This is a genomic window from Propionispora sp. 2/2-37 (assembly GCF_001298735.1).
Classification (GTDB): domain Bacteria; phylum Bacillota; class Negativicutes; order Propionisporales; family Propionisporaceae; genus Propionispora.
Genome location: NZ_CYSP01000014.1, coordinates 99,104 through 118,719, shown reverse-complemented (window position 1 = coordinate 118,719; position 19,616 = coordinate 99,104). Strand labels below are relative to the sequence as shown.

Annotated in this window: 20 protein-coding genes and 12 tRNA genes; 3 read left to right on the top strand and 29 right to left on the bottom strand. The window is 43.7% G+C overall.

Features of this window, described 5'->3' with window-relative positions:
* Positions 1-58: 58 nt before the first annotated feature.
* The 9 genes from P22_RS15330 to P22_RS15290 all read right to left on the bottom strand — a co-directional run bounded on the left by P22_RS15330 (position 59) and on the right by P22_RS15290 (position 4,290).
* The gene (locus tag P22_RS15330; RefSeq protein ID WP_054261103.1) at positions 59-409 is read right to left on the bottom strand and encodes a hypothetical protein; all 351 of its coding nucleotides are present in this window, start codon (positions 407-409) and stop codon (positions 59-61) included.
* A 19-nt stretch (positions 410-428) separates the two neighbouring features.
* Positions 429-1,961 carry a hypothetical protein gene (locus P22_RS15325; protein WP_235814678.1) on the bottom strand — a complete coding sequence of 511 codons (1,533 nt, stop codon included), beginning with the start codon at positions 1,959-1,961 and terminating at the stop codon, positions 429-431.
* 632 nt (positions 1,962-2,593) lie between these two features.
* Positions 2,594-2,682 (bottom strand) — tRNA-Leu (locus tag P22_RS15320).
* A gap of 32 nt (positions 2,683-2,714) precedes the next feature.
* Positions 2,715-2,789 (bottom strand) — tRNA-Cys (locus P22_RS15315).
* A gap of 7 nt (positions 2,790-2,796) precedes the next feature.
* Positions 2,797-2,871: transfer RNA gene (locus tag P22_RS15310), tRNA-Gly, on the bottom strand.
* Positions 2,872-2,879: 8 nt separating this feature from the next.
* Positions 2,880-2,955, bottom strand: a tRNA-Phe gene (locus tag P22_RS15305).
* 12 nt (positions 2,956-2,967) lie between these two features.
* Positions 2,968-3,043, bottom strand: a tRNA-Asp gene (locus P22_RS15300).
* Positions 3,044-3,194: 151 nt separating this feature from the next.
* Positions 3,195-3,569 (bottom strand): response regulator, encoded by a 375-nt coding sequence (locus P22_RS15295; protein ID WP_054261101.1) that lies wholly within the window; start codon positions 3,567-3,569, stop codon positions 3,195-3,197.
* A gap of 64 nt (positions 3,570-3,633) precedes the next feature.
* On the bottom strand, positions 3,634-4,290 hold the full coding sequence (locus tag P22_RS15290) for a hypothetical protein (protein ID WP_054261100.1): 657 nt from the start codon (positions 4,288-4,290) through the stop codon (positions 3,634-3,636).
* A gap of 121 nt (positions 4,291-4,411) precedes the next feature.
* Between P22_RS15290 and P22_RS15285 the strand changes: the two genes are divergently transcribed.
* The 3 genes from P22_RS15285 to P22_RS15275 are packed head-to-tail and all read left to right on the top strand — an operon-like array spanning position 4,412 to position 7,089.
* Positions 4,412-5,494, top strand: coding sequence for an ABC transporter substrate-binding protein (locus P22_RS15285; RefSeq protein ID WP_054261099.1), 1,083 nt, complete (start codon positions 4,412-4,414; stop codon positions 5,492-5,494).
* Between the two features lie 29 nt (positions 5,495-5,523).
* A complete protein-coding gene (locus tag P22_RS15280; RefSeq protein ID WP_054261098.1) occupies positions 5,524-6,291 on the top strand; it encodes an ABC transporter permease in 768 nt (255 codons plus the stop codon).
* 15 nt (positions 6,292-6,306) lie between these two features.
* Positions 6,307-7,089, top strand: a complete 783-nt coding sequence (locus tag P22_RS15275) for an ABC transporter ATP-binding protein (protein ID WP_054261097.1) — start codon at positions 6,307-6,309, stop codon at positions 7,087-7,089.
* Between the two features lie 67 nt (positions 7,090-7,156).
* Here P22_RS15275 and P22_RS15270 read toward each other — a convergent pair.
* From P22_RS15270 to P22_RS15185, 20 genes are all read right to left on the bottom strand, one after another.
* Positions 7,157-7,232, bottom strand: a tRNA-Trp gene (locus tag P22_RS15270).
* A 3-nt stretch (positions 7,233-7,235) separates the two neighbouring features.
* Positions 7,236-7,310, bottom strand: a tRNA-Gly gene (locus P22_RS15265).
* Positions 7,311-7,390: 80 nt separating this feature from the next.
* Positions 7,391-7,466 (bottom strand) — tRNA-Asp (locus tag P22_RS15260).
* A gap of 83 nt (positions 7,467-7,549) precedes the next feature.
* Positions 7,550-8,122, bottom strand: coding sequence for an orotate phosphoribosyltransferase (gene pyrE, locus P22_RS15255; RefSeq protein ID WP_054261096.1), 573 nt, complete (start codon positions 8,120-8,122; stop codon positions 7,550-7,552).
* Positions 8,123-8,842, bottom strand: coding sequence for an orotidine-5'-phosphate decarboxylase (gene pyrF, locus P22_RS15250; protein ID WP_054261095.1), 720 nt, complete (start codon positions 8,840-8,842; stop codon positions 8,123-8,125).
* A 19-nt stretch (positions 8,843-8,861) separates the two neighbouring features.
* The gene (locus P22_RS15245; RefSeq protein ID WP_054261124.1) at positions 8,862-9,743 is read right to left on the bottom strand and encodes a dihydroorotate dehydrogenase; all 882 of its coding nucleotides are present in this window, start codon (positions 9,741-9,743) and stop codon (positions 8,862-8,864) included.
* 41 nt (positions 9,744-9,784) lie between these two features.
* Positions 9,785-10,552 carry a dihydroorotate dehydrogenase electron transfer subunit gene (locus tag P22_RS15240; protein ID WP_054261094.1) on the bottom strand — a complete coding sequence of 256 codons (768 nt, stop codon included), beginning with the start codon at positions 10,550-10,552 and terminating at the stop codon, positions 9,785-9,787.
* Entirely contained in the window at positions 10,545-13,766 is a 3,222-nt protein-coding gene (carB, locus tag P22_RS15235; protein WP_054261093.1) for a carbamoyl-phosphate synthase large subunit, read from the bottom strand. Before carB ends, P22_RS15240 begins: the two co-directional genes overlap by 8 nt.
* A gap of 2 nt (positions 13,767-13,768) precedes the next feature.
* Positions 13,769-14,833, bottom strand: coding sequence for a glutamine-hydrolyzing carbamoyl-phosphate synthase small subunit (gene carA, locus P22_RS15230; protein ID WP_054261092.1), 1,065 nt, complete (start codon positions 14,831-14,833; stop codon positions 13,769-13,771).
* Positions 14,830-16,119, bottom strand: coding sequence for a dihydroorotase (locus P22_RS15225; RefSeq protein ID WP_054261091.1), 1,290 nt, complete (start codon positions 16,117-16,119; stop codon positions 14,830-14,832). The genes carA and P22_RS15225 overlap by 4 nt, the downstream gene beginning before the upstream one ends.
* Positions 16,103-17,065: an aspartate carbamoyltransferase catalytic subunit gene (locus P22_RS15220; protein WP_373432681.1), complete on the bottom strand. Its 963-nt coding sequence runs from the start codon at positions 17,063-17,065 to the stop codon at positions 16,103-16,105. Before P22_RS15220 ends, P22_RS15225 begins: the two co-directional genes overlap by 17 nt.
* Before the next feature lie 470 nt (positions 17,066-17,535).
* A complete protein-coding gene (locus P22_RS15215; RefSeq protein WP_054261090.1) occupies positions 17,536-17,721 on the bottom strand; it encodes a hypothetical protein in 186 nt (61 codons plus the stop codon).
* A gap of 119 nt (positions 17,722-17,840) precedes the next feature.
* The gene (locus P22_RS20680) at positions 17,841-17,984 is read right to left on the bottom strand and encodes a hypothetical protein (RefSeq protein ID WP_156319002.1); all 144 of its coding nucleotides are present in this window, start codon (positions 17,982-17,984) and stop codon (positions 17,841-17,843) included.
* Between the two features lie 123 nt (positions 17,985-18,107).
* Positions 18,108-18,190: transfer RNA gene (locus tag P22_RS15210), tRNA-Leu, on the bottom strand.
* An 11-nt stretch (positions 18,191-18,201) separates the two neighbouring features.
* Positions 18,202-18,277: transfer RNA gene (locus P22_RS15205), tRNA-Lys, on the bottom strand.
* Between the two features lie 3 nt (positions 18,278-18,280).
* A tRNA-Gln gene (locus tag P22_RS15200) sits at positions 18,281-18,356 on the bottom strand.
* 17 nt (positions 18,357-18,373) lie between these two features.
* Positions 18,374-18,449: transfer RNA gene (locus P22_RS15195), tRNA-His, on the bottom strand.
* Between the two features lie 68 nt (positions 18,450-18,517).
* Positions 18,518-18,739, bottom strand: coding sequence for a hypothetical protein (locus P22_RS20675; protein ID WP_156319001.1), 222 nt, complete (start codon positions 18,737-18,739; stop codon positions 18,518-18,520).
* A gap of 66 nt (positions 18,740-18,805) precedes the next feature.
* A complete protein-coding gene (locus tag P22_RS15190; RefSeq protein WP_054261089.1) occupies positions 18,806-19,081 on the bottom strand; it encodes a hypothetical protein in 276 nt (91 codons plus the stop codon).
* 22 nt (positions 19,082-19,103) lie between these two features.
* Complete coding sequence (locus P22_RS15185; RefSeq protein WP_054261088.1) at positions 19,104-19,577, bottom strand: HAD family hydrolase; 474 nt, start codon at positions 19,575-19,577, stop codon at positions 19,104-19,106.
* Positions 19,578-19,616: the final 39 nt, after the last annotated feature.

Below are 19,616 nucleotides of genomic sequence, written 5' to 3'. Positions count from 1 at the left end.
GTATAAAAGAGTAAAAGAAGTGAAGGCCAAAAATGCCTCCACTTCTTTTACTCTTACTCTACCGAAATATTCGTAGCAACAGCCAAATGACTGCGCCGACAACTGCAACAAAAAATAGGGAAGAAAAAGCAAAGAGTAATAAACCAGCAAATACTACCCCCCAAACGATTTTCGTTAACCAGCTTGACGATTTAAAGAGGTTAAAGTTGATCTGACGATAGTGAATCCGCCCACTCCCGGGACGTTCGTAGCTCTCCTCTTTTCTACCGCCCTGATCAATGGTTACCCCCTGAAATTCCTGCTGTTCTTTAGGGGAAAGGATCTGTACATTAGGAAATTCAGCTTGACAAAATGGGCATTCCTGCGAGCCTTCTGGTATTTCATTTTTACATTGATAACACTGCATCATTTTTCACCTGCTTTAATCGTTATGGTAAAAATAATGAGATCACAAACCCCTCTTCATTTAAATACCGCGGATCAAAGGTTTCTAGTTCAAGAATTTTATACAATCTGTATTTATATTTATAAATGCTGCTCGTCGAAATTTCTAGAATTTTAGCCAGCTTATCAACACTGGTATTATTAAGATAGTTTACGTGGGAATAACTATAAAATATGGCAGCCACCCAGACTTCCGGCTTTCGAACATGAGCGATGGTGAATTGACAATAATCATGCCACATGTTCTGCATTAGAGTACAATCATGTTTGGAAAAGCCAAACTGCGAAAATTTTTCTTCTATCATTTTCATTACAGCTTGGTTTGTTTTTCGAATCTGATTAGTTTTAGGAAACTCCCGTTCCAACTGGGTTGCTGGTATTACGTTAACCTTTGCTAAGGTAACGAGAATATCAATAGTATGCCGTACTACCAAGGCATGACGTTTAAAAAAATCTTCGAGTGTAGCTGTATCTTGTTGACGCTTAAATACCATTTTTTGCCGGAGAATTTCTTCACGTATACGCCGCCGCAAATTAACACTTACTTCAATACTAGTAACATAGTTAATTACAATCATACCTTGTGAAAAGATATGTCCATAAAACAAAAGTTTCTTTAATGAGTTATATTCAAATAAAAAAGGCAGTTCAAATTTTTCTTCAGTAAATAAATCCACGCATTCTACCCAATCTTGGTTAATAACCCGATCGATATAAAATACTGTAAAATGAGAACTTTGTAAATCATGTAAAATTTGTTGTTCCTCTTGATTTAAACTGTCTGAAAAAGCTTTATAAAAATGAGCAAGAGGGCTGATATCTTCCCGCAATAAATGATAATCAAAAAGAAAATAGTCCCAAAAACCCAGCCAAAATTCTTCCCTCTCATCATCCGGTACCGTCTCCAGTGGCCCGGTATACAGATATAAAGCACGATCAAAATCCTCATTAAAATTTTCCTGCTGAAAATAAGTTCCTAATTTACCCATTAATTGTTCAACGGTTTCGCCAATCATTTTTGCAGTTTCTCTGCTTTTAAATGACAATTCATCGCTGGCAGCATTCACATTTTCCATAAATAAAGGTAGATCAGCAGTTGCCGGCTTCAGTAAACGTAATGTTTCTCCACCGGCGATTTCATTAGCCGCATGTTCTATTTCGGCGGCACTACGAATGATATGTCTGGCAACTAAATATTTATAGAACTCAATTAATATCGTAAAGAATTTCCGAACATTACTCAGAGACAATTTAAATCCCTTTACATGTACTGACAACCATTCAATAAGTAAACTGCAATCTTGAACCGACAATGTCTCTATTTCGTCATTATCAGAGTATTGTAAGTAAATAATAAAAAGTTGTATCGACTGCCAAATTGTCTGCAATTCTTCATCCACAACACCTTGCCAAGCTTTATAGCGGAAAAAACCTTCAACCCATTCACGCTTTATAATTGTTTCATCTGTTATTTCTTTATTATAAAAAAGATGAACCTGGTCATAAACATTTTTCATTATAATATATGAATCTCCTTACTCAAGACTTGTATGGGAATATGATGCCATGGATAATCCAGTAAATTATCTCGTAACAGCTATTATAACACTATTATTCTTATTCTGCCAGAAGGCATCTCTATAATAATCATGATAAAAAATCCTGTAGCGGTTTGTTACAGGACTAAATCATTCATTACATTATTCTAAGTATTTTTAAGTACCTGTTCGACTTTTGTTAACTCGCCAACACGGGTGCATATATCATGTATACCCGTAAATGCATACATCTATTCAACATTAATCTGCGCTCCGGCGATTTTCCCAGTTGTTCAAAATCTCTCAGTCAATCATTTAGGCACTACAGTCCATAACGGACAGATCTCTAGTACGATAACGAAGCATAGGAATATCTTCCCTGATCAGAGAGATGATACCAACTCCCATTTCCCCTTCAGGCAAGACTTCACGTTTCGTATATCCAATAACGTCGGCGGCCTGTCAACCCAATTAACTAAGCAAATCTCATACACAAACTGGTCTGAATGCAATTTTATCACGCAATACACAAAAAACCCAATAATTAAGTCAAAAAAACGATCTGTAAAAATAAAAAAAACCATCCCAAAGCTTTAGGACAGCTGTTTTTTTGGTGCGAGTGACCAGACTTGAACTGGTACGGGAGATAAGTCCCGACGGATTTTAAGTCCGTTGCGTCTGCCGATTCCGCCACACTCGCAAAATCACAATACACCGTACCGTATTTTAAATTGGAGGCGGCACCCAGATTTGAACTGGGGAATAAAGGTTTTGCAGACCTCTGCCTTACCACTTGGCTATGCCGCCGAACACTTGGAGCGGAAAACGAGATTCGAACTCGCGACCCTCGCCTTGGCAAGGCGATGCTCTACCACTGAGCTACTTCCGCAGGAAAAATGGTGCCTCAGGGCAGAATCGAACTGCCGACACGAGGATTTTCAGTCCTCTGCTCTACCGACTGAGCTACCGAGGCATCTTTAGTTAATGGCGACCCGGAAGGGACTTGAACCCTCGATCTCCGCCGTGACAGGGCGGCATGTTAACCACTACACCACCGGGCCTTACCTCAAACCGCATAATCTAGTATATAACAAACGATCAATTATTGTCAATACTATTTTCTCTTGTTTAGTTAGAACAAGCCGTACTGTAACCACGAAAATTATTATACCATATTTATTATTATTGTCAAGTAGTTGTGTAAAGAAAAAGTTACTCCCTTACTCCTTCTGATAAAATTTTATCAATGGTTGCTTTCACTTGCTGTGGTTCAAAAGGTTTAATAATAAAATCGGACGCACCTGCTTTCAATGCATCGGTTATAATCGCCCTCTGCCCCAAAGCAGTGACCATGATAATCCTGGCCAAAGGATCTTCTTCATGAATATGTTTCACTGCTTGAATACCATCCATCCCCGGCATAGTAATATCCATTGTCGTTACATCCGGTCTAAGCTGCAAATACATCTGCACTGCCTGCTTTCCGTCACCGGCCTCCCCCACGATTTCATGACCATCTTCAATTAATTGCCGCTTTAACATCATTCGCATAAAAGCTGAATCATCACAAACTAAAATCCTTGCCATTCATAAATCCCTGCCTATTCCTGATGTGTTTTTATTATTGGCACCACTATTAACTGTCGTCAGCTCATTTATGCCGTATGCTATTCAATTCCGTCACTAAATGTGCTTCCAACTTGTCTTCCAACTCCGTCAGCGACAAGGCATCAAAGGTAGCGGTCATCCGCGGCGTCCGATTAATCCGTATCTCACCGAAAAACTCATCCCTGTAAATATTATAATATATGATCAAATTACTTTCTAATCGAAAGTTGCTATAGTCAATAATAATATAAGAACCATTAATGATCCTTAAAGGTTCGCAGGGAGAGATAAACAAGTCAAAATCCGCAATTTGTTTAGGAAGATTATGTCCGTATTTCCACTCCAGTATTTTTTTATTAATAAAATTACTTTCCAGTGTATTTTTATCGAAATGCAGCAAACGCCGTAAGGTTTGCTGCATTTTTTCACACAATATTTTCTCTAAAGCAGCCAAATTATTTACAATAAAAGTTGTATCAATAAATTCTGTTAACCCAAACACAATTCTTCCCATAAAATCTCTGGTTGCATGATCATATAATACCGTAAAAATACGATGTTGTTCTTCATGACAGTAAGAAAACAAAAAATACTTCATTCCCTCTTGTTTAAAAATACGATTTAAACGAAAGCCTTCCAGTTCAACCGCTAGTCCTTGCAGGAAACCCCAGTTTTCAATTTGTTCAATGATTTTATCCATACGCACCTCTATATTCTGATATTCTATACATCAAAAAAAAAACCTGCAACTTCTTGTGGCTAAATGCCTGAATTAGGAATATTATAAAGTACTTTTAAATCAACCTTCAGGAGGAAAAAAGATGAAATGTGCCTTCTACATCAAATTATCTGTTATCATTGTTACATTGCTGCTTATAACAGCCTGCGGTAAGACAACAGAAAAACGGTCAGTTTTGCCTGCTCCACAAAATCCTCACTGGGCAAATAAACTTGACCCTTTAGCGCAGGAAACCACCGTCAAAGTAGGCATGAAGCAGGCTGTGTCCGATGCCGGCATCTTAATTGGCATGGCTAAAGGGTACTATCAGGATTTAGGTATAAAAATTGTTCCAGTGCAGTTTAATTCCGGTCAGGAAATGATCAACCAATTAGCAGCCGGTCAGCTCGATGTGGGCGCAACTGTCAGTGCCTCCGGTTTGTTTAACGCTATGAGCAGGGATATTCCGGTCAAAATCGTGGCCGACAAAGGCAATAATATTCCTGGTCAGGGATATTACCGTCTGGTGATTCGCAAAGACCTGACCCCAGTTGTTAAAGATTATGAGGATCTACGTGGTAGACGTATCGCTATTGTCGGCACGGCTTCACTGGATGAAATAGCTTTATCCCGCGTATTGGAAAAAGCCAACATGACCACAGCAGATATTGATTTGCAGGTGATTCGTTCTTTCCCGGATATGCTGGTATCGTTAGCCAATAAAAGCATTGATGCCGCTATGGTTATCGAACCGTTTATTGCACAGGGAATTTCCAAGGATCTCCTTGACCCTTGGAAAGATCCCTCAGAATATGATCCTGATGCCCAAACCGCCCTCCTTGTTTTTGGTACTAGTCTAACTAAAAATCCGGAAGTTGCCAACCGCTTTATGACAGCCTATGTTAAATCGGTCCGGGATTATAATGATGCTTTTTTCAAAAATACTGGAAAAGCTGAAATTGTCTCTCTCCTCTCCAAGTATTCCGTAGTAAAAGATCAGGAACTTTATCAAAAAATGTTCCCCACCGGCTTAAATCCTGATGGCTATGTACGCACAAAAGGTATTGAAATGGATTTACAATGGTACCAAAGACACCACTTACTTAAATCGGATATTACCTTGGAAAATGCTGTAGATAATCAATATGTCGACTTCGCTTTACATATTTTAGGAAAATATCAATAGTTTACTTGCTAACATTACGGAGGCTTATTATGAATATAGCAACTAAAAAAATACTCTTCAAAATGCTTTCCATACTGTCGCCCTTTAGTCTTCTGCTTTTGTGGGAGATAGGCGCTTCACTGCAAATCATCGATACCCGGCTTTTTTCCAGCCCAAGCCATATCATCCAATCTTTCATTCCCCTGTTGTTATCCGGCAATCTGCCTTATAATACATTAGTCAGCGTACAAAGAATTCTTTTGGGCTTTATTGCAGGAGCAATACCAGGAGTTCTACTCGGCATAAGTATGGGGCTTTCCCCGATCGTACGTTCAACTATTGAACCATTGATCAGCGCAACCTACCCCATTCCCAAACTGGCCCTTATGCCACTGATTCTCCTCATTTTCGGACTAGGAGAAACATCAAAAATTTTTACCATTGCCATCGGCGTTTTTTACTTGGTAGTTATGAATACTATGGTTGGAGTACTTACCATTGATAAGATCTACCTGGATGTCGCCAAAAATTTCGGCGCCAGCCGCAAGCACTTTTATCTGACTGTAGCATTGCCCGGCGCACTGCCCATGATTTTTGCCGGCTTAAAGTTAGGTATGGGAATGGCTCTGATTCTGATAGTTGCCGCTGAATTATCGGCTGCCCAAGCAGGCATTGGCTGGATGATTTGGCGCGCCTATGATATGTTCGATATTGAACAAATGTTTGCGGCGTTGATTACCCTTTCCGTACTAGGTTATATATTCTCGCTGCTATTGGATATGATCGAACGCTGGGCACTTCCCTGGAAACAGACGTAAAGGTGGAATTTACGAATGGAAACAAATTCCAATCGCATCCAAATCAATAGGATAAGCAAAACTTTCTCCACTGGTTCCGGGTCTGTAACTGCATTATGCAATATCAGTATCGATATTAAAACTAATGAATTTTTTAGTATCGTCGGTCCCAGCGGCTGCGGCAAAAGCACATTATTGCGTATTTTAGCCGGTCTGGAAACAGCCTCCAGCGGAACCATTACCATTAACCCTTCCAGCCAGAATCGGCCGCTGAATTCCATGGTATTTCAGGAACAGTCGATCTTTCCTTGGATGACGGTATTAGATAATGTAAGCTATGGCTTGCGTATGCGAGGCATAACAAAGAAAGAACGTAATCAAATCGCTGAACATTATATTGAAATGATAGGCCTCACCAAATTTATCAATGCATATCCCTGCCAGCTTTCAGGCGGCATGAAGCAGCGGGTTAGTGTAGCCCGTGCATTTGCCAACGATCCGGAAATCCTATTGATGGATGAACCATTTGGTGCTTTAGATGAACAAAATCGAATTATTTTACAGGAAGAACTATTGCGTATTTGGGAAAGTACAAAAAAAACAACGGTATTTATAACACATAGCCTTGATGAGGCTATATGCCTGAGCGATCGGATTATGATCATGTCAGCGCAGCCCGGATCGCTTAAAAGTATAATTCCAGTCAGTTTATCCCGCCCCCGTGATATTATCAATATCCGAACTACCCCTGAATACAATACACTTTATCAAAATGTATGGATTAGTTTACGTGAAGAAGTTTTAAAAGGAAAAATATAGACAAAATTTCTATGTATATAAATATTAAGAAAAGCTTTCAGCGATTGGCTGAAAGCTTTATTTTTTCTGGCAGGGGCAGAAGGACTTGAACCCTCAACCAACGGTTTTGGAGACCGCTACTCTACCAATTGAGCTATACCCCTGTATGGAGCGGAAAACGAGATTCGAACTCGCGACCCTCGCCTTGGCAAGGCGATGCTCTACCACTGAGCTACTTCCGCATTTATTCCCTAATCACGCATATTATTATATAATACTCTTCATAATTGGTCAAGTACTTTTTTTGCTGTCAAAACCAATTTGGCGACCCGGAAGGGACTTGAACCCTCGATCTCCGCCGTGACAGGGCGGCATGTTAACCACTACACCACCGGGCCATCCGCAGCAGATAACAACTGCGAAATATATAATATCATGTATGCTGCAACATTTCAAGTATTTTTAGTTCTTACATTAAGATTTATATTTTCCGGCTCCCGCGTTTCGTGATAGAAATACCGGAAGCACACAAGGGACATTCTTCAGGCTTATAGGTAGTTACAGATAAATGCAAGAGGGCCTGTGACGGGATTCCAAAATCAGCTTTACCGCCACTGCGGTCAACAAGCAGCCCTACTGCAACCGGATTACCGCCATGTTCGCGTACAACCGCAATAACCTCATCTACCGAACCACCGGTAGTAACAATATCTTCCACTATGAGAACTCTTTCACCAGGTTTAATTACAAAACCACGGCGAAGTGTCATTTTCCCATTTTCGCGCTCCGTAAAAATTGCCCGTGTTCCCAAATTTTTACCTACTTCATGTGCCAGGAGTACTCCTCCGGTAACTGGCCCGACAACAAGTTCAATATTATCTTCGTTAAATTTCTTTGCCAGTTCAGCACAAAGCCTAGCCGTATGTTCCGGATATTGAAGAACTTGAAATTTTTCCACATAAAACGGACTATGTAATCCGGAAGTTAAAAGAAAGTGTCCTTCCAGAATAGCCCCTGTATCGATAAACAATTGTTTTACTTCCGCTTCATTCATTTAGCCTTTCTCCCTCATTTCTCGCAAAATTGCCAAAGCAGCAGAACGTGGGTCAGTCGCAGCGGTGATGGGTCTCCCTACCACCAAATGATGAGCTCCGTTTTTTAACGCACCGGCCGGTGTCGCAATACGGCTCTGATCGTTGACAGCAGCTCCCTGCGGTCTGACACCGGGCGTCACAATAATAAAGTTATCACCACATGCAGCACGGATAGCAGCGGCTTCCTGTGGTGAAGCCACCACACCGTCAATACCCGCACACTGCGCTAGCTGCGCCAAATGGACTACATATTCAGCAATATTCTTATCATGACGTAAATTTACCCATTCCGTTTCATCAATACTTGTTAGTATGGTAACAGCTATCAGCTTAGGTCGGGCTATGCCCAACTCGGCAGCTTTTTCGGCCACAGACCGTCTGGCGGCTTCCATCATTCTCAAACCGCCCGATGCATGAACATTAAGCATAGAGGCACCGAGTGTTGTCAATGAGCTAAGTCCTCGTGCCACCGTATTGGGAATATCATGAAGCTTTAAATCCAAAAATATCTCTTTGTCCAGACCGCGTAGATAGGAAATTACTTTGCTGCCTTCACTGTAGTAAAGTTCCATACCCACTTTATAATAACTTACTGCATCACCGATAGTTTCCACCAAACAGGCAACCCTGTCCATGTCCGGTGCATCAAGCGCCACAATCAGGCGTTTATCCCCCTGCATTGCATTACCCCCGTCGTTATCACTCATTTTCTGTTTGTAACCGGCCGACGATATCCTGCAGATTCCCCAGCTTTTGTTCTTTTACGTAATCTTGCATTCCTCCTATTATCGAAGGCACCGACTTCGGATCGATAAAATTGGCAGTTCCCACCATCACAGCGCTGGCTCCTACCAGCATAAATTCCAGAGCATCTTCCGCAGTCATAATACCACCCATTCCAATAACAGGCACCTTTACCGACCGGGCAACTTGCCAGACCATCCGCAGAGCTACCGGTTTTACGGCCGGACCGGATAGACCGCCGACAACATTGCCCAGCACCGGACGTCGGGTACGAAGATCAACAGCCATGCCCAACAGAGTATTGATTAGGGATATTGCGTCCGAGCCCGCCGCCTCTACCGCCAGCGCCATAGCCACAATATCCGTCACATTGGGCGATAATTTGGTAATCACGGGAAGATCCGTATATTTCTTTACTTCCCTGACGACAGCAACGGCACTATCACAGTTGGTTCCGAAAGCAATTCCGCCTTCCTTTACATTAGGACAAGATATATTCAGTTCAATTCCGGCAATACCCGAATGGTTAAGTTTTGCTGCCAGTTCCCCATATTCTTCCACCGTATTGCCCGAAATATTAACAATAACCGGCACCTCGTAACATGCAAGTTCCGGTAATATATCGCGTAAAAAATTATCAACACCAGGGTTTTCCAATCCGATACTATTAAGCATCCCCGCCGGTGTTTCCGCAATACGCCGTCCGACATTACCACTACGCGGTTTTAAGGTCGTACCTTTGACAACAATGGCACCAACTTCATTAAGGTTCACAAAATCCGAATATTCCAAACCGAAACCAAAAGTACCGGAAGCAGCCATGACCGGATTTTTCATCAAGATACCGGCAAGCTCCACGGTAAGACGGTTAGATTCATTCACAAAGACACCTCCCCGCCCCAAAACACCGGCCCCTCACTGCATACCTTGCGTCGCTTACCATCGCTGCCTGCGCAGGTACAAGATAAGCAAGCTCCGACTCCGCAAGCCATGAAGTCCTCCAAAGATATTTGACTGGGTATATTATGAATGCCTGCCAAGCGGACGACTCCAGCCATCATGACTTTTGGACCGCAGGTGTAGACCATATCAAAAGATTGGCTATCCAGCAGTTTCGGCAGTTGATCCAGTGTCACGCCCTGAGTGCCAAGGCTACCGTCATCGGTAGTGATATGGATGTTTCGACACAGCTTTTCAAAGACAGAAATCCAAAACATTTCTTCTCGGCTACGCCCCCCCATCAGGATTTCCACCGGCTTGGGGCAGAGTTGCTGCGCTAAATAAGCCAGCGGTGCCAGTCCCATTCCTCCGCCGACCAAAAGCGGATGTTCCCCCTGAAAGATAAAACCGTTACCCAAAGGCCCCATACAGTCCAAATGGTCACCGGATTCAAGCAGGGACAATCCGGCTGTCCCCTTGCCTACTATACGGTATATGATATGCAATACACCCCGCCCGGCATCTGCTTTCGCAATGCTGAACGGCCTTCTAAGTAACGGTTCCACTCCATTTGCGACCCGAACATGTACGAACTGTCCTGGACGGACCTGCGCCGCAATCACTGGTGCATCCAGGACAAGCTCCCGAACTTCAGCAGCAAGAACCCGTTGTTCAATTATAACGGTCTTTTCCACTAATTTAGGCAAGATCGTCGCCTCCGCCTACGTAATCCTGTAAAGCAAGAGCATATACAAGGCGGCGTTCACGCATAAAGTCCATCATGGAGAGGACTTCCTGTGCGGTATCCATTGAGGTCAGGCAAGGAATAGCATGCTCTACCGTAGCCCGACGGATTTTAAAACCGTCTCCTTCTGAATGTTTACCGCTGGTAATTGTGTTAATAACCATATTGATTTTTCCGGTCTTAATCATTTGAATGATATCGGCAGAATGCTCATGCACTTTCTGTACGGTTTTAACCTGTAAACCCAGCGACTGCAAATATTTTGCAGTACCGGTTGTGGCAACCAGACGATAACCCAGTTCATAAAAACCTTTAGCCAAATCGCCGGCTTCTTGTTTATCCTTATCGGCCACAGTGAAAAGAATGGTGCCAAATTCAGGAACATTCATACCGGCACCGGTTAATGCCTTATAGAGCGCACGGGCATAATGATAATCAGTTCCCATAACCTCGCCGGTCGATTTCATTTCCGGCCCCAGTGAAATATCCACCTGCTGCATTTTCGCAAAGGAAAACACCGGGGCTTTAACTGCTATATAAGGTTTAGAAGGTAATAATCCGGACTGATATCCCTGCGAAGCCAGGCTTTGACCCATTGCTACCCGGGTGGCTACATTAACCATCGGAATATTGGTTACCTTGCTAAGGAAAGGGATGGTGCGGCTGGAACGTGGATTGACCTCAATCACATAGACCTCATCATCAACAACAACGTATTGAATATTGATCAGACCCTTAACCCTCAAATTAACCGCCAAGCGCTGAGTATAGTCAACAATGGTATCCAAGACCTTTTGTGACAAAGTCTGAGCCGGATATACGGCAATACTGTCACCGGAATGTACTCCGGCTCGTTCTACATGTTCCATTATTCCCGGAATGAAGACATCAACACCGTCAGAAACAGCATCAACCTCTACCTCGGTCCCCTGCATATAACGGTCAACCAGTACAGGATGTTCCGGCGATGCCTTAACCGCCCGTCCCATATAGTCAGTCAGTTCCACTTCATTATAAACGATCTCCATAGCCCGCCCGCCTAGAACATAGGAAGGACGAACAACCACCGGATAACCGATTTCTCTGGCTGCGCTCACCGCGTCAGGAGTGTTGGTGACCGTCGTTCCCCTCGGACGCGGAATACCGCTTGCCTCTAATACTTCATCAAATTTTTCACGGTCTTCCGCACGGTCAATATCTTCCACACTGGTTCCCATAATTTTAACACCGGCCTTAGCCAAGGGCTCTGCCAAATTAATGGCTGTTTGACCACCAAATTGAACAATAACACCTTCCGGCTTTTCCTTATCAATTACGTTAAGCACGTCTTCCGGAGTTAACGGTTCAAAATACAACCGGTCCGATGTGTCAAAGTCGGTACTGACAGTCTCTGGATTATTATTAATAATAATAGATTCCATTCCCAATTCTTTAAGGGCCCATACCGAATGCACCGAACAATAGTCAAATTCCACACCTTGCCCAATACGGATTGGACCGGAACCAAGCACTAGAATTTTTTTGCGGTTACTGGTACTGACCTCGTCTTCCTGTGCATAAGTCGAATAGTAGTACGGTGTAGCGGCTTCAAACTCAGCCGCACAGGTGTCAACCATTTTATAACAGGGTATAATTTTTCGTTCCTTACGCCAAATGCGTATTTCATCTAAAGTACGGCCTGAGAATTCGGCAATGGCCCTATCTGGTATCCCGAGTTTCTTAGCTGCCAGGACCAGCTCCGTAGACAAATCTTCTGTTTTTATCCGAGTTTCCACAGCAATGATATTAGCAAGTTTAGACAAAAAGAATATATCTATTTTAGTAATCTCATGAATATCAGCAACGGTAATTCCGCGGCGTAGCGCTTCGGCTATAGCAAACAGCCGCTCATCATTGGCCAGTTTCAGCCGTTCATGTACCTCTTCTAGCGAAAGTTTGGCAATCTCAGGCGCACTGATATAGTGCAGGCCAATTTCCAGAGAACGAACCGCCTTTAACAATGCGGCCTCAAAAGTGCGATCAATGGACATGACTTCTCCGGTAGCCTTCATCTGGGTCCCTAAGTTACGGTCGGCTGAGATAAATTTATCAAACGGCCAGCGTGGGAATTTCACGACTACATAATCGAGGGTTGGTTCAAAACAGGCCATGGTCTTTTGCGTAACCGCATTTTCAATTTCATCTAAATGATAGCCGATTGCTATTTGGGTTGCCACTTTGGCTATCGGGTACCCCGTTGCTTTCGATGCCAGCGCGCTGGAACGGCTCACACGCGGATTTACTTCAATAACATAATAACGGCTGCTATTTGGATCGAGTGCATACTGGGCGTTACAGCCCCCCTCAATTCCCAGTTCCCGGATAATACGTAGCGACGCACTACGCAGCATCTGATATTCGTGATCCGTCAAAGTCTGGGACGGCGCAACAACAATACTGTCGCCGGTATGAATACCTACAGGGTCAAAGTTTTCCATGTTACATACCGTAATACAGTTATTAGCGGCATCACGCATAACTTCATATTCAATCTCTTTCCAGCCGGCCACACTTCTTTCAATTAATACCTGACCAATCATGCTGTATTTTAACCCACGTGTTACAACCTCAACCAGTTCTTCGTCATTATCAACAATACCGCCGCCTGTACCACCCAGAGTATATGCCGGGCGGACAATAATGGGGTAACCGATCTTTTCGGCAAATTTCCTGGCACCGGTAACATCTTCCACAATCGTGCTTTCTGGAATAGGTTCACCAATTTTCTGCATAGTCATTTTGAACAGTTCACGATCTTCTGCCTTTTTTATCGCCTCCAGGGACGTACCAAGTAATTCCACCTTGTATTTTTCCAAAACACCCCGTTCAGCAAGTTTTACCGCTAGGTTTAAACCGGCCTGACCGCCAAGGGTTGCCAATAGACCGTCCGGTCGTTCCTTGGAAATGACCTCTTCCACAAATTCCGGAGTCAAAGGTTCAATATATACCCGGTCGGCTACATTGGCATCAGTCATAATGGTAGCCGGATTACTGTTTACCAGTACAACCTCTAATCCTTCATCTTTTAGCGCACGGCAGGCCTGTGTACCAGCATAATCAAATTCTGCCGCTTGTCCTATGATAATCGGCCCCGAACCAATGACCAGAACCTTATGCAAATTCGTCTTTTTGGGCATGATTAGTTTCCTCCGTTCAGCAGCGTCAAAAATTCATCAAACAGATAGGTATTGTCATCAGGCCCCGGTGCCGCCTCCGGATGATATTGTACGGAAAACACCGGCAGTTGCTCATGGCGCATACCTTCAATCGTACCATCATTGACTGCACGATGCGTAACAATCAAATTTTTGCCGGCCAGCGAGGCTTCATCAACTGCATAGCCATGATTTTGCGAGGTAATATGTATCCTGTTCATGGCAAGATTTTTAACCGGCTGATTTGAGCCTCGATGACCGAATTTCAGTTTATACGTATCCCCGCCAAAAGCTAAGGCCAGCAGCTGGTGCCCCAAACAAATACCAAAAATAGGCCTCTTTCCAAGCAAATTTTTTACTGTTGCGACAGCAAAGGGCACATCTTTGGGATCACCAGGTCCATTGGACAAAAATATTCCGTCCGGATTAAGTGCCATAATTTCCTGTGCCGATGTTCGTGCCGGTACAACCACTAAATCGCAGCCAATATGACTAAGAGAATTTAATATATTTCGTTTAATGCCAAAATCCATGACTACTACTTTAGGTCCATTTCCTGAAATCTTATAAACTTCGGGTGTTGTCACTTCCTGAACCATGTCAGTTGCCAACGAAGCGGCAAAAAGCCGTTTGATTTCAGCTTCAGGAACATCACTGGGTGCAATTATCCCCTTCATCGTTCCGTTTGAGCGTATTCTCCTGGTAATAGCCCTTGTATCTACACCATGTATGCAAGGAATATTACGCGTGGTAAGATAAGCAGCCAAACTTTCCTCCAGTCGACAGTTGCTGGGAGTATCACACAGCTCGCTGATAACGAACCCACGTACATAAGACTGTCGCGCTTGCTCAAATATGGTTGCGGTTCCATAGTTCCCAATCAGCGGATAGGTTAACGTGACGATTTGCCCACAATAAGAAGGATCTGTCAACATTTCTTGATAACCGGTCATACCTGTATTAAATACAACTTCACCTGAGGCCAGGCTATTTGTTAAAAGTTCTCCCCAAAAAACACTGCCATCTTCCAGTATCAGTTTACCGCTCATTCCAACACCTCACCATTTTTCATAATAATTTTTCCATTAACGATTGTGACTACCGCTTTGCCGGTAAGTTTTACCCCTTCAAAAGGAGTAAGTTTTCCACGGGTGTAAAATCGTTTACTCTCGACCGTCCACTGAAGGTCCGGATCAATTATGGTGATATCGGCAACATTCCCCACTTCCAAAATCCCCCCCTCAATTCCGAGGATACGGGCAGGATTAAGAGACATACGTTCAATAATCTCTGCAAGAGAAAACTTACCGGTATGATAAAGATTAGTTAATATAAGACCAACAGAAGTCTCCAAACCACAAAAGCCGCTGGGTGCAAACCGATATTCCCGGTCCTTTTCTTCAAATGCATGCGGAGCATGATCAGTGGCAATCGCATCAATCGTACCATCTTTGAGACCTGCAAGGAGGGCTTCCTGATGCTCCGTCGAACGTAAGGGCGGATTAACTTTGGTTGCCGGATCAAACCCCGAGACCACTTCGTCGGTGAGAACCAGATGCTGTGGTGTGACTTCAGCAGTCACTTTAACACCGCGTTTTTTAGCCTGACGAACCAATTCTACTGCCCCCTTTGAACTGATATGAGCAATATGGATTGCCGATCCTGTATATTCTGCCAGCATGATGTCCCTTCCAACCGCAATATCCTCAGCAACCGAAGGACGGCCCTTAATGCCCAGCATTGCGGAGACACTGCCTTCATGCATATGTCCCTCGTGTACCAAGGAATCATCCTCTGCATGGGATATAACCGCTTTACCAAACATCCCCGTATATTCAAGACCCGTCTTTAGCAATTTGGCACTGTCTATATAGTGTCCGTCGTCAGAAATGGCCACTGCACCATTTAAAATCATATCCCCGATCTCTGCCAATTCCTTTCCTTCTAGTCCCTTGCTTAAAGCACCAATAACTTTCACATGCACAACGCCTTCTGCCTGTGCGCGCTGCTGCAGGCCGGCTACCAGGATGGCACTATCAATAACAGGGCTGGTATTCGCCATACAAGCAACAGTCGTAATGCCGCCCGCTGCTGCCGCTCTGGTACCTGAAGCAATATCTTCTTTTGCCTCCAGACCCGGTTCCCGTAAATGGACATGCATATCTATCAGTCCGGGAGCCACTACCAGTCCTTGAACGAAAAAAACCTCCGCCTCCTCAGCCTCGATAATACCGCCTAATTTAGTAATACGTCCATTTTCAATCAAAATATCACCGATGTCATCAAATTGTTTAGCAGGATTGATTATCCTTCCGCCCTTAAGCAGTAGCTTCAAAGTCCTTACCTCCCATCAACACCAAAAACAGCAGGGCCATTCTTACAGCAAGTCCGTTTTTTACCTGTTCTTGAATGACCGACTGATCACTATACGCTATATCCGGTGCAATTTCCAAACCACGGTTCATCGGTCCCGGATGCATAACTAGGGCATCCGGTTTGGCCAAAGCCAATCGTTCTTTATTGATACCAAAAATACGGGCATATTCCCGCGCGGAAGGAAACAACCCCTTTTGCTGACGTTCACGCTGAATGCGCAGAATATTCACGACATCGGCTCCCTCCAGCGCCTCTTCCACTTTATTGTGAACAAATACGCCAACCTTATCAATATCACGGGGCATTAATGTCTGGGGCCCTGCCAGATGGATCTCGGCACCCATTTTCTGTAAGCCCCATATATTCGAACGAGCCACCCGACTATGTAAAATATCTCCAATAATCGCAACTTTAAGGCTCGCCAAATCTCCTTTTCGTTCCCTAATGCTAAACAAGTCCAACAACCCTTGACTAGGGTGCTCATGAGCGCCATCACCGGCATTAATAATAACTGGGCTGACAGCCTGCGACGCATATTGCGCCGCCCCCTCGGCTTCATGCCTCATAACAATGATATCTACTCCCATAGCTTCAACCGTCATTAACGTATCCCGCAAGCTTTCGCCTTTTACTACACTACTTGCACTGGTAGTAATATTAACAACATCCGCCCCCAAATATTTCCCTGCAAGTTCAAAAGACGTCCTGGTCCTTGTACTGGGTTCAAAGAACAAATTGATAATAGACTTACCACGAAGCGTGGGAACCTTCTTAATATCACGCCCGATAATCCCTTTCATTTCCCGTGCCGTATCTAGTACCAGCAACATTTCCTGGGTTGTCATATGCTGCAAACCTAAAATATCTTTTCCTCGCAGTGTAACCTGTTTTTTAGTCAAACCCATAATGCAAAATCCTCCTTATAAATTGAAAACTCCCTGCCCCAGGCGGCAAGGAGTTATGTTAAAAAACATTCCGGCATGACTATTACCAGTAAAACATTAACATCCTTGCCAACCTCTCTGGATTAACTTAAAGGATAGTATTTGTTTTTTTCGGTGAAATAAGCCTTTTTGCTAGCGATCTAGTATAAATCTAACTCCGCAACAGTCTTACCGGTTTCACAGAACCAGTTTAAAGTCATTGTTTATTTATGCAGTATTTATTTATATATATACTAGCAAATTTTATCAGGCATTGTCAAGTCAAACAAAAACCTTTCTGCATGTGAGTACACAGAAAGGAATTAAACATGAATCATATCCCCTTACCAGTCTCACAGAACCAGTTTAAAGGTTATTTTTAATTATTATACTCTTAAAATATATATTCGTCAATAGAAGCTCGGAAATATTCCTTTATCCCTATCGCCTCACTATTCATACTCGATTCCTTCTTGCAAATCGTTGGCTGAAAAGGTATCTACCCCAATCTGATATTTTATTAAGGTGTTACTGGAATTTAAGTTTGTCTTTTTTAATAAATTAGGATCACCTACATAGGGTTTGCCATCGATATTTTTCCCATTCCAAAAATGATAAACCTTATTCGTATACGACATCAAAATCGCCTCCCGGTATTTTGATTTTATTCTTCCCGACATAATCAGATTTAACTCAATGTAGTCTTTTCCGTTCCTTGAGTTTGAATTTTTATGCATTTTATACCTAATTTCCATTATTAAAAAGGAACATACTTCTCATACAACCAGCATGCTGCTATCCCCAGTATAAAACCGATAATCAGCAGAATTGGAAATCCCCATATCAATATTATCAGTGCTAGGGCTGCAATTCCCCAGAACACCACTTTACCGGTATCCATAGTTTACCTCCCTATTCACATTATGTAATATAATATATTATATGCTTTCCACTTATAATTGCATATAAAAAATAACAAAAAGCTTTCAGGATAGAAATCCTAAAAGCTTTCATTTCAAAATTATGGTGCGGGAGAAGGGACTTGAACCCCCACGGTTACCCGCCAGATCCTAAGTCTGGTGCGTCTGCCAATTCCGCCACTCCCGCAATAAATTAAATGGTGATCCACCCGCGACTCGAACGCGGGACACCCTGATTAAAAGTCAGGTGCTCTACCGACTGAGCTAGTGGATCACATGGCTGGGGCGGCTGGACTCGAACCAACGCATGCGGGAGTCAAAGTCCCGTGCCTTACCGACTTGGCTACGCCCCAATATATAAACTATTTGGTGGGGTGACTGGAGGGTCTCGAACCCTCGAATACCGGAGCCACAATCCGGCGTGTTAACCGCTTCACCACAGCCACCACAATAAGTTGCTAAAAACGTAAGCCCCTAACAACGAAGTTTAGTATATCAATTAAAATTCTCCATGTCAAGACAAATTATTACCTTTCAGTCTTAATAACGGATCGATAAATTGCAATATTAAATGCAACACGCAGCGAGAGCCTTTTGATAACGAAAAAATCAAGCCATTTTTTGAAGTTCTTATTTTGTCCCATGAAGCGCCGGGACGATAGAGACCCGCATGCAGTAAAGTTTTTGCCTCCCTCTCGTACACCTTGTCGCTAAACTCATCAGCAATACCGAGCACTTTGCTAACACCTCGATAATCGTCTGTTTAAACTCGCAATGAAAAAATCTTTTTTCTCAATTTTTTTCAGCCATTCAGTTTCTCCAGTTCCTGTTCATCTCTTCCAACTCGGCAAAGATAAAGTTCTCTGCCTGGGTTTCCCGTTCCATCTCGGTCGAAAAAATCGCGGCATTTGCTTAATAGTTCCGACCCACCATTGCCCTTAACATATGCGACCAGTGCTTTGAACTCTTCTGCCAATTGATCGGTCTGGTGCAGCACCCAGATGGACTGGAGAACATTCAGCGCCTCTATATTGACTTGAGCTTTCGCAAAACAGCCATCCAGAGGTACGTAAGCCATCAACCGGGCTTGTGGCCAGCCTTTAGGTCCTTAAGATTGCAATCAGCCGCTTGGAATTTAAGAGCAGCCGGATGGCGTCCGCCGGCGACCGCACCACGATGTTGGCCGCCGCCAATACGCCGGTGCTGGCGCCTTCCGGGCCTAGCACACAAATTTTCAGCCCGGCAATAAAAAACATGGGCTGATCGTTGACGCCATTGCCGACGACCACGGTATGCTCGGCTCCCCACTCCTGGATGCACCGGGCTTTTTCCGTGCCGTCCTGACCAGCCGCTAATATTATCAGTTCCACTTCCGGCACGGCCGCCAGTTCCTGATGCGCCAGGCCGAAGGTATCCGCCGTAATCACCGCCACATGTGTCTTGGCCGCCAGTTCGGCCAGCAACTGCCGTGCCTCGTCGGACATACGCCCTTCCTCGGCCAGCGTCCCGTCATAATCAAACACAACATGGCGGAATTCATACTGTCTGCCATTGGGCAACTGTACGGAAATCACTGTCTCCACTCCCCTTTATCCCGAAAATCATTTACTGTT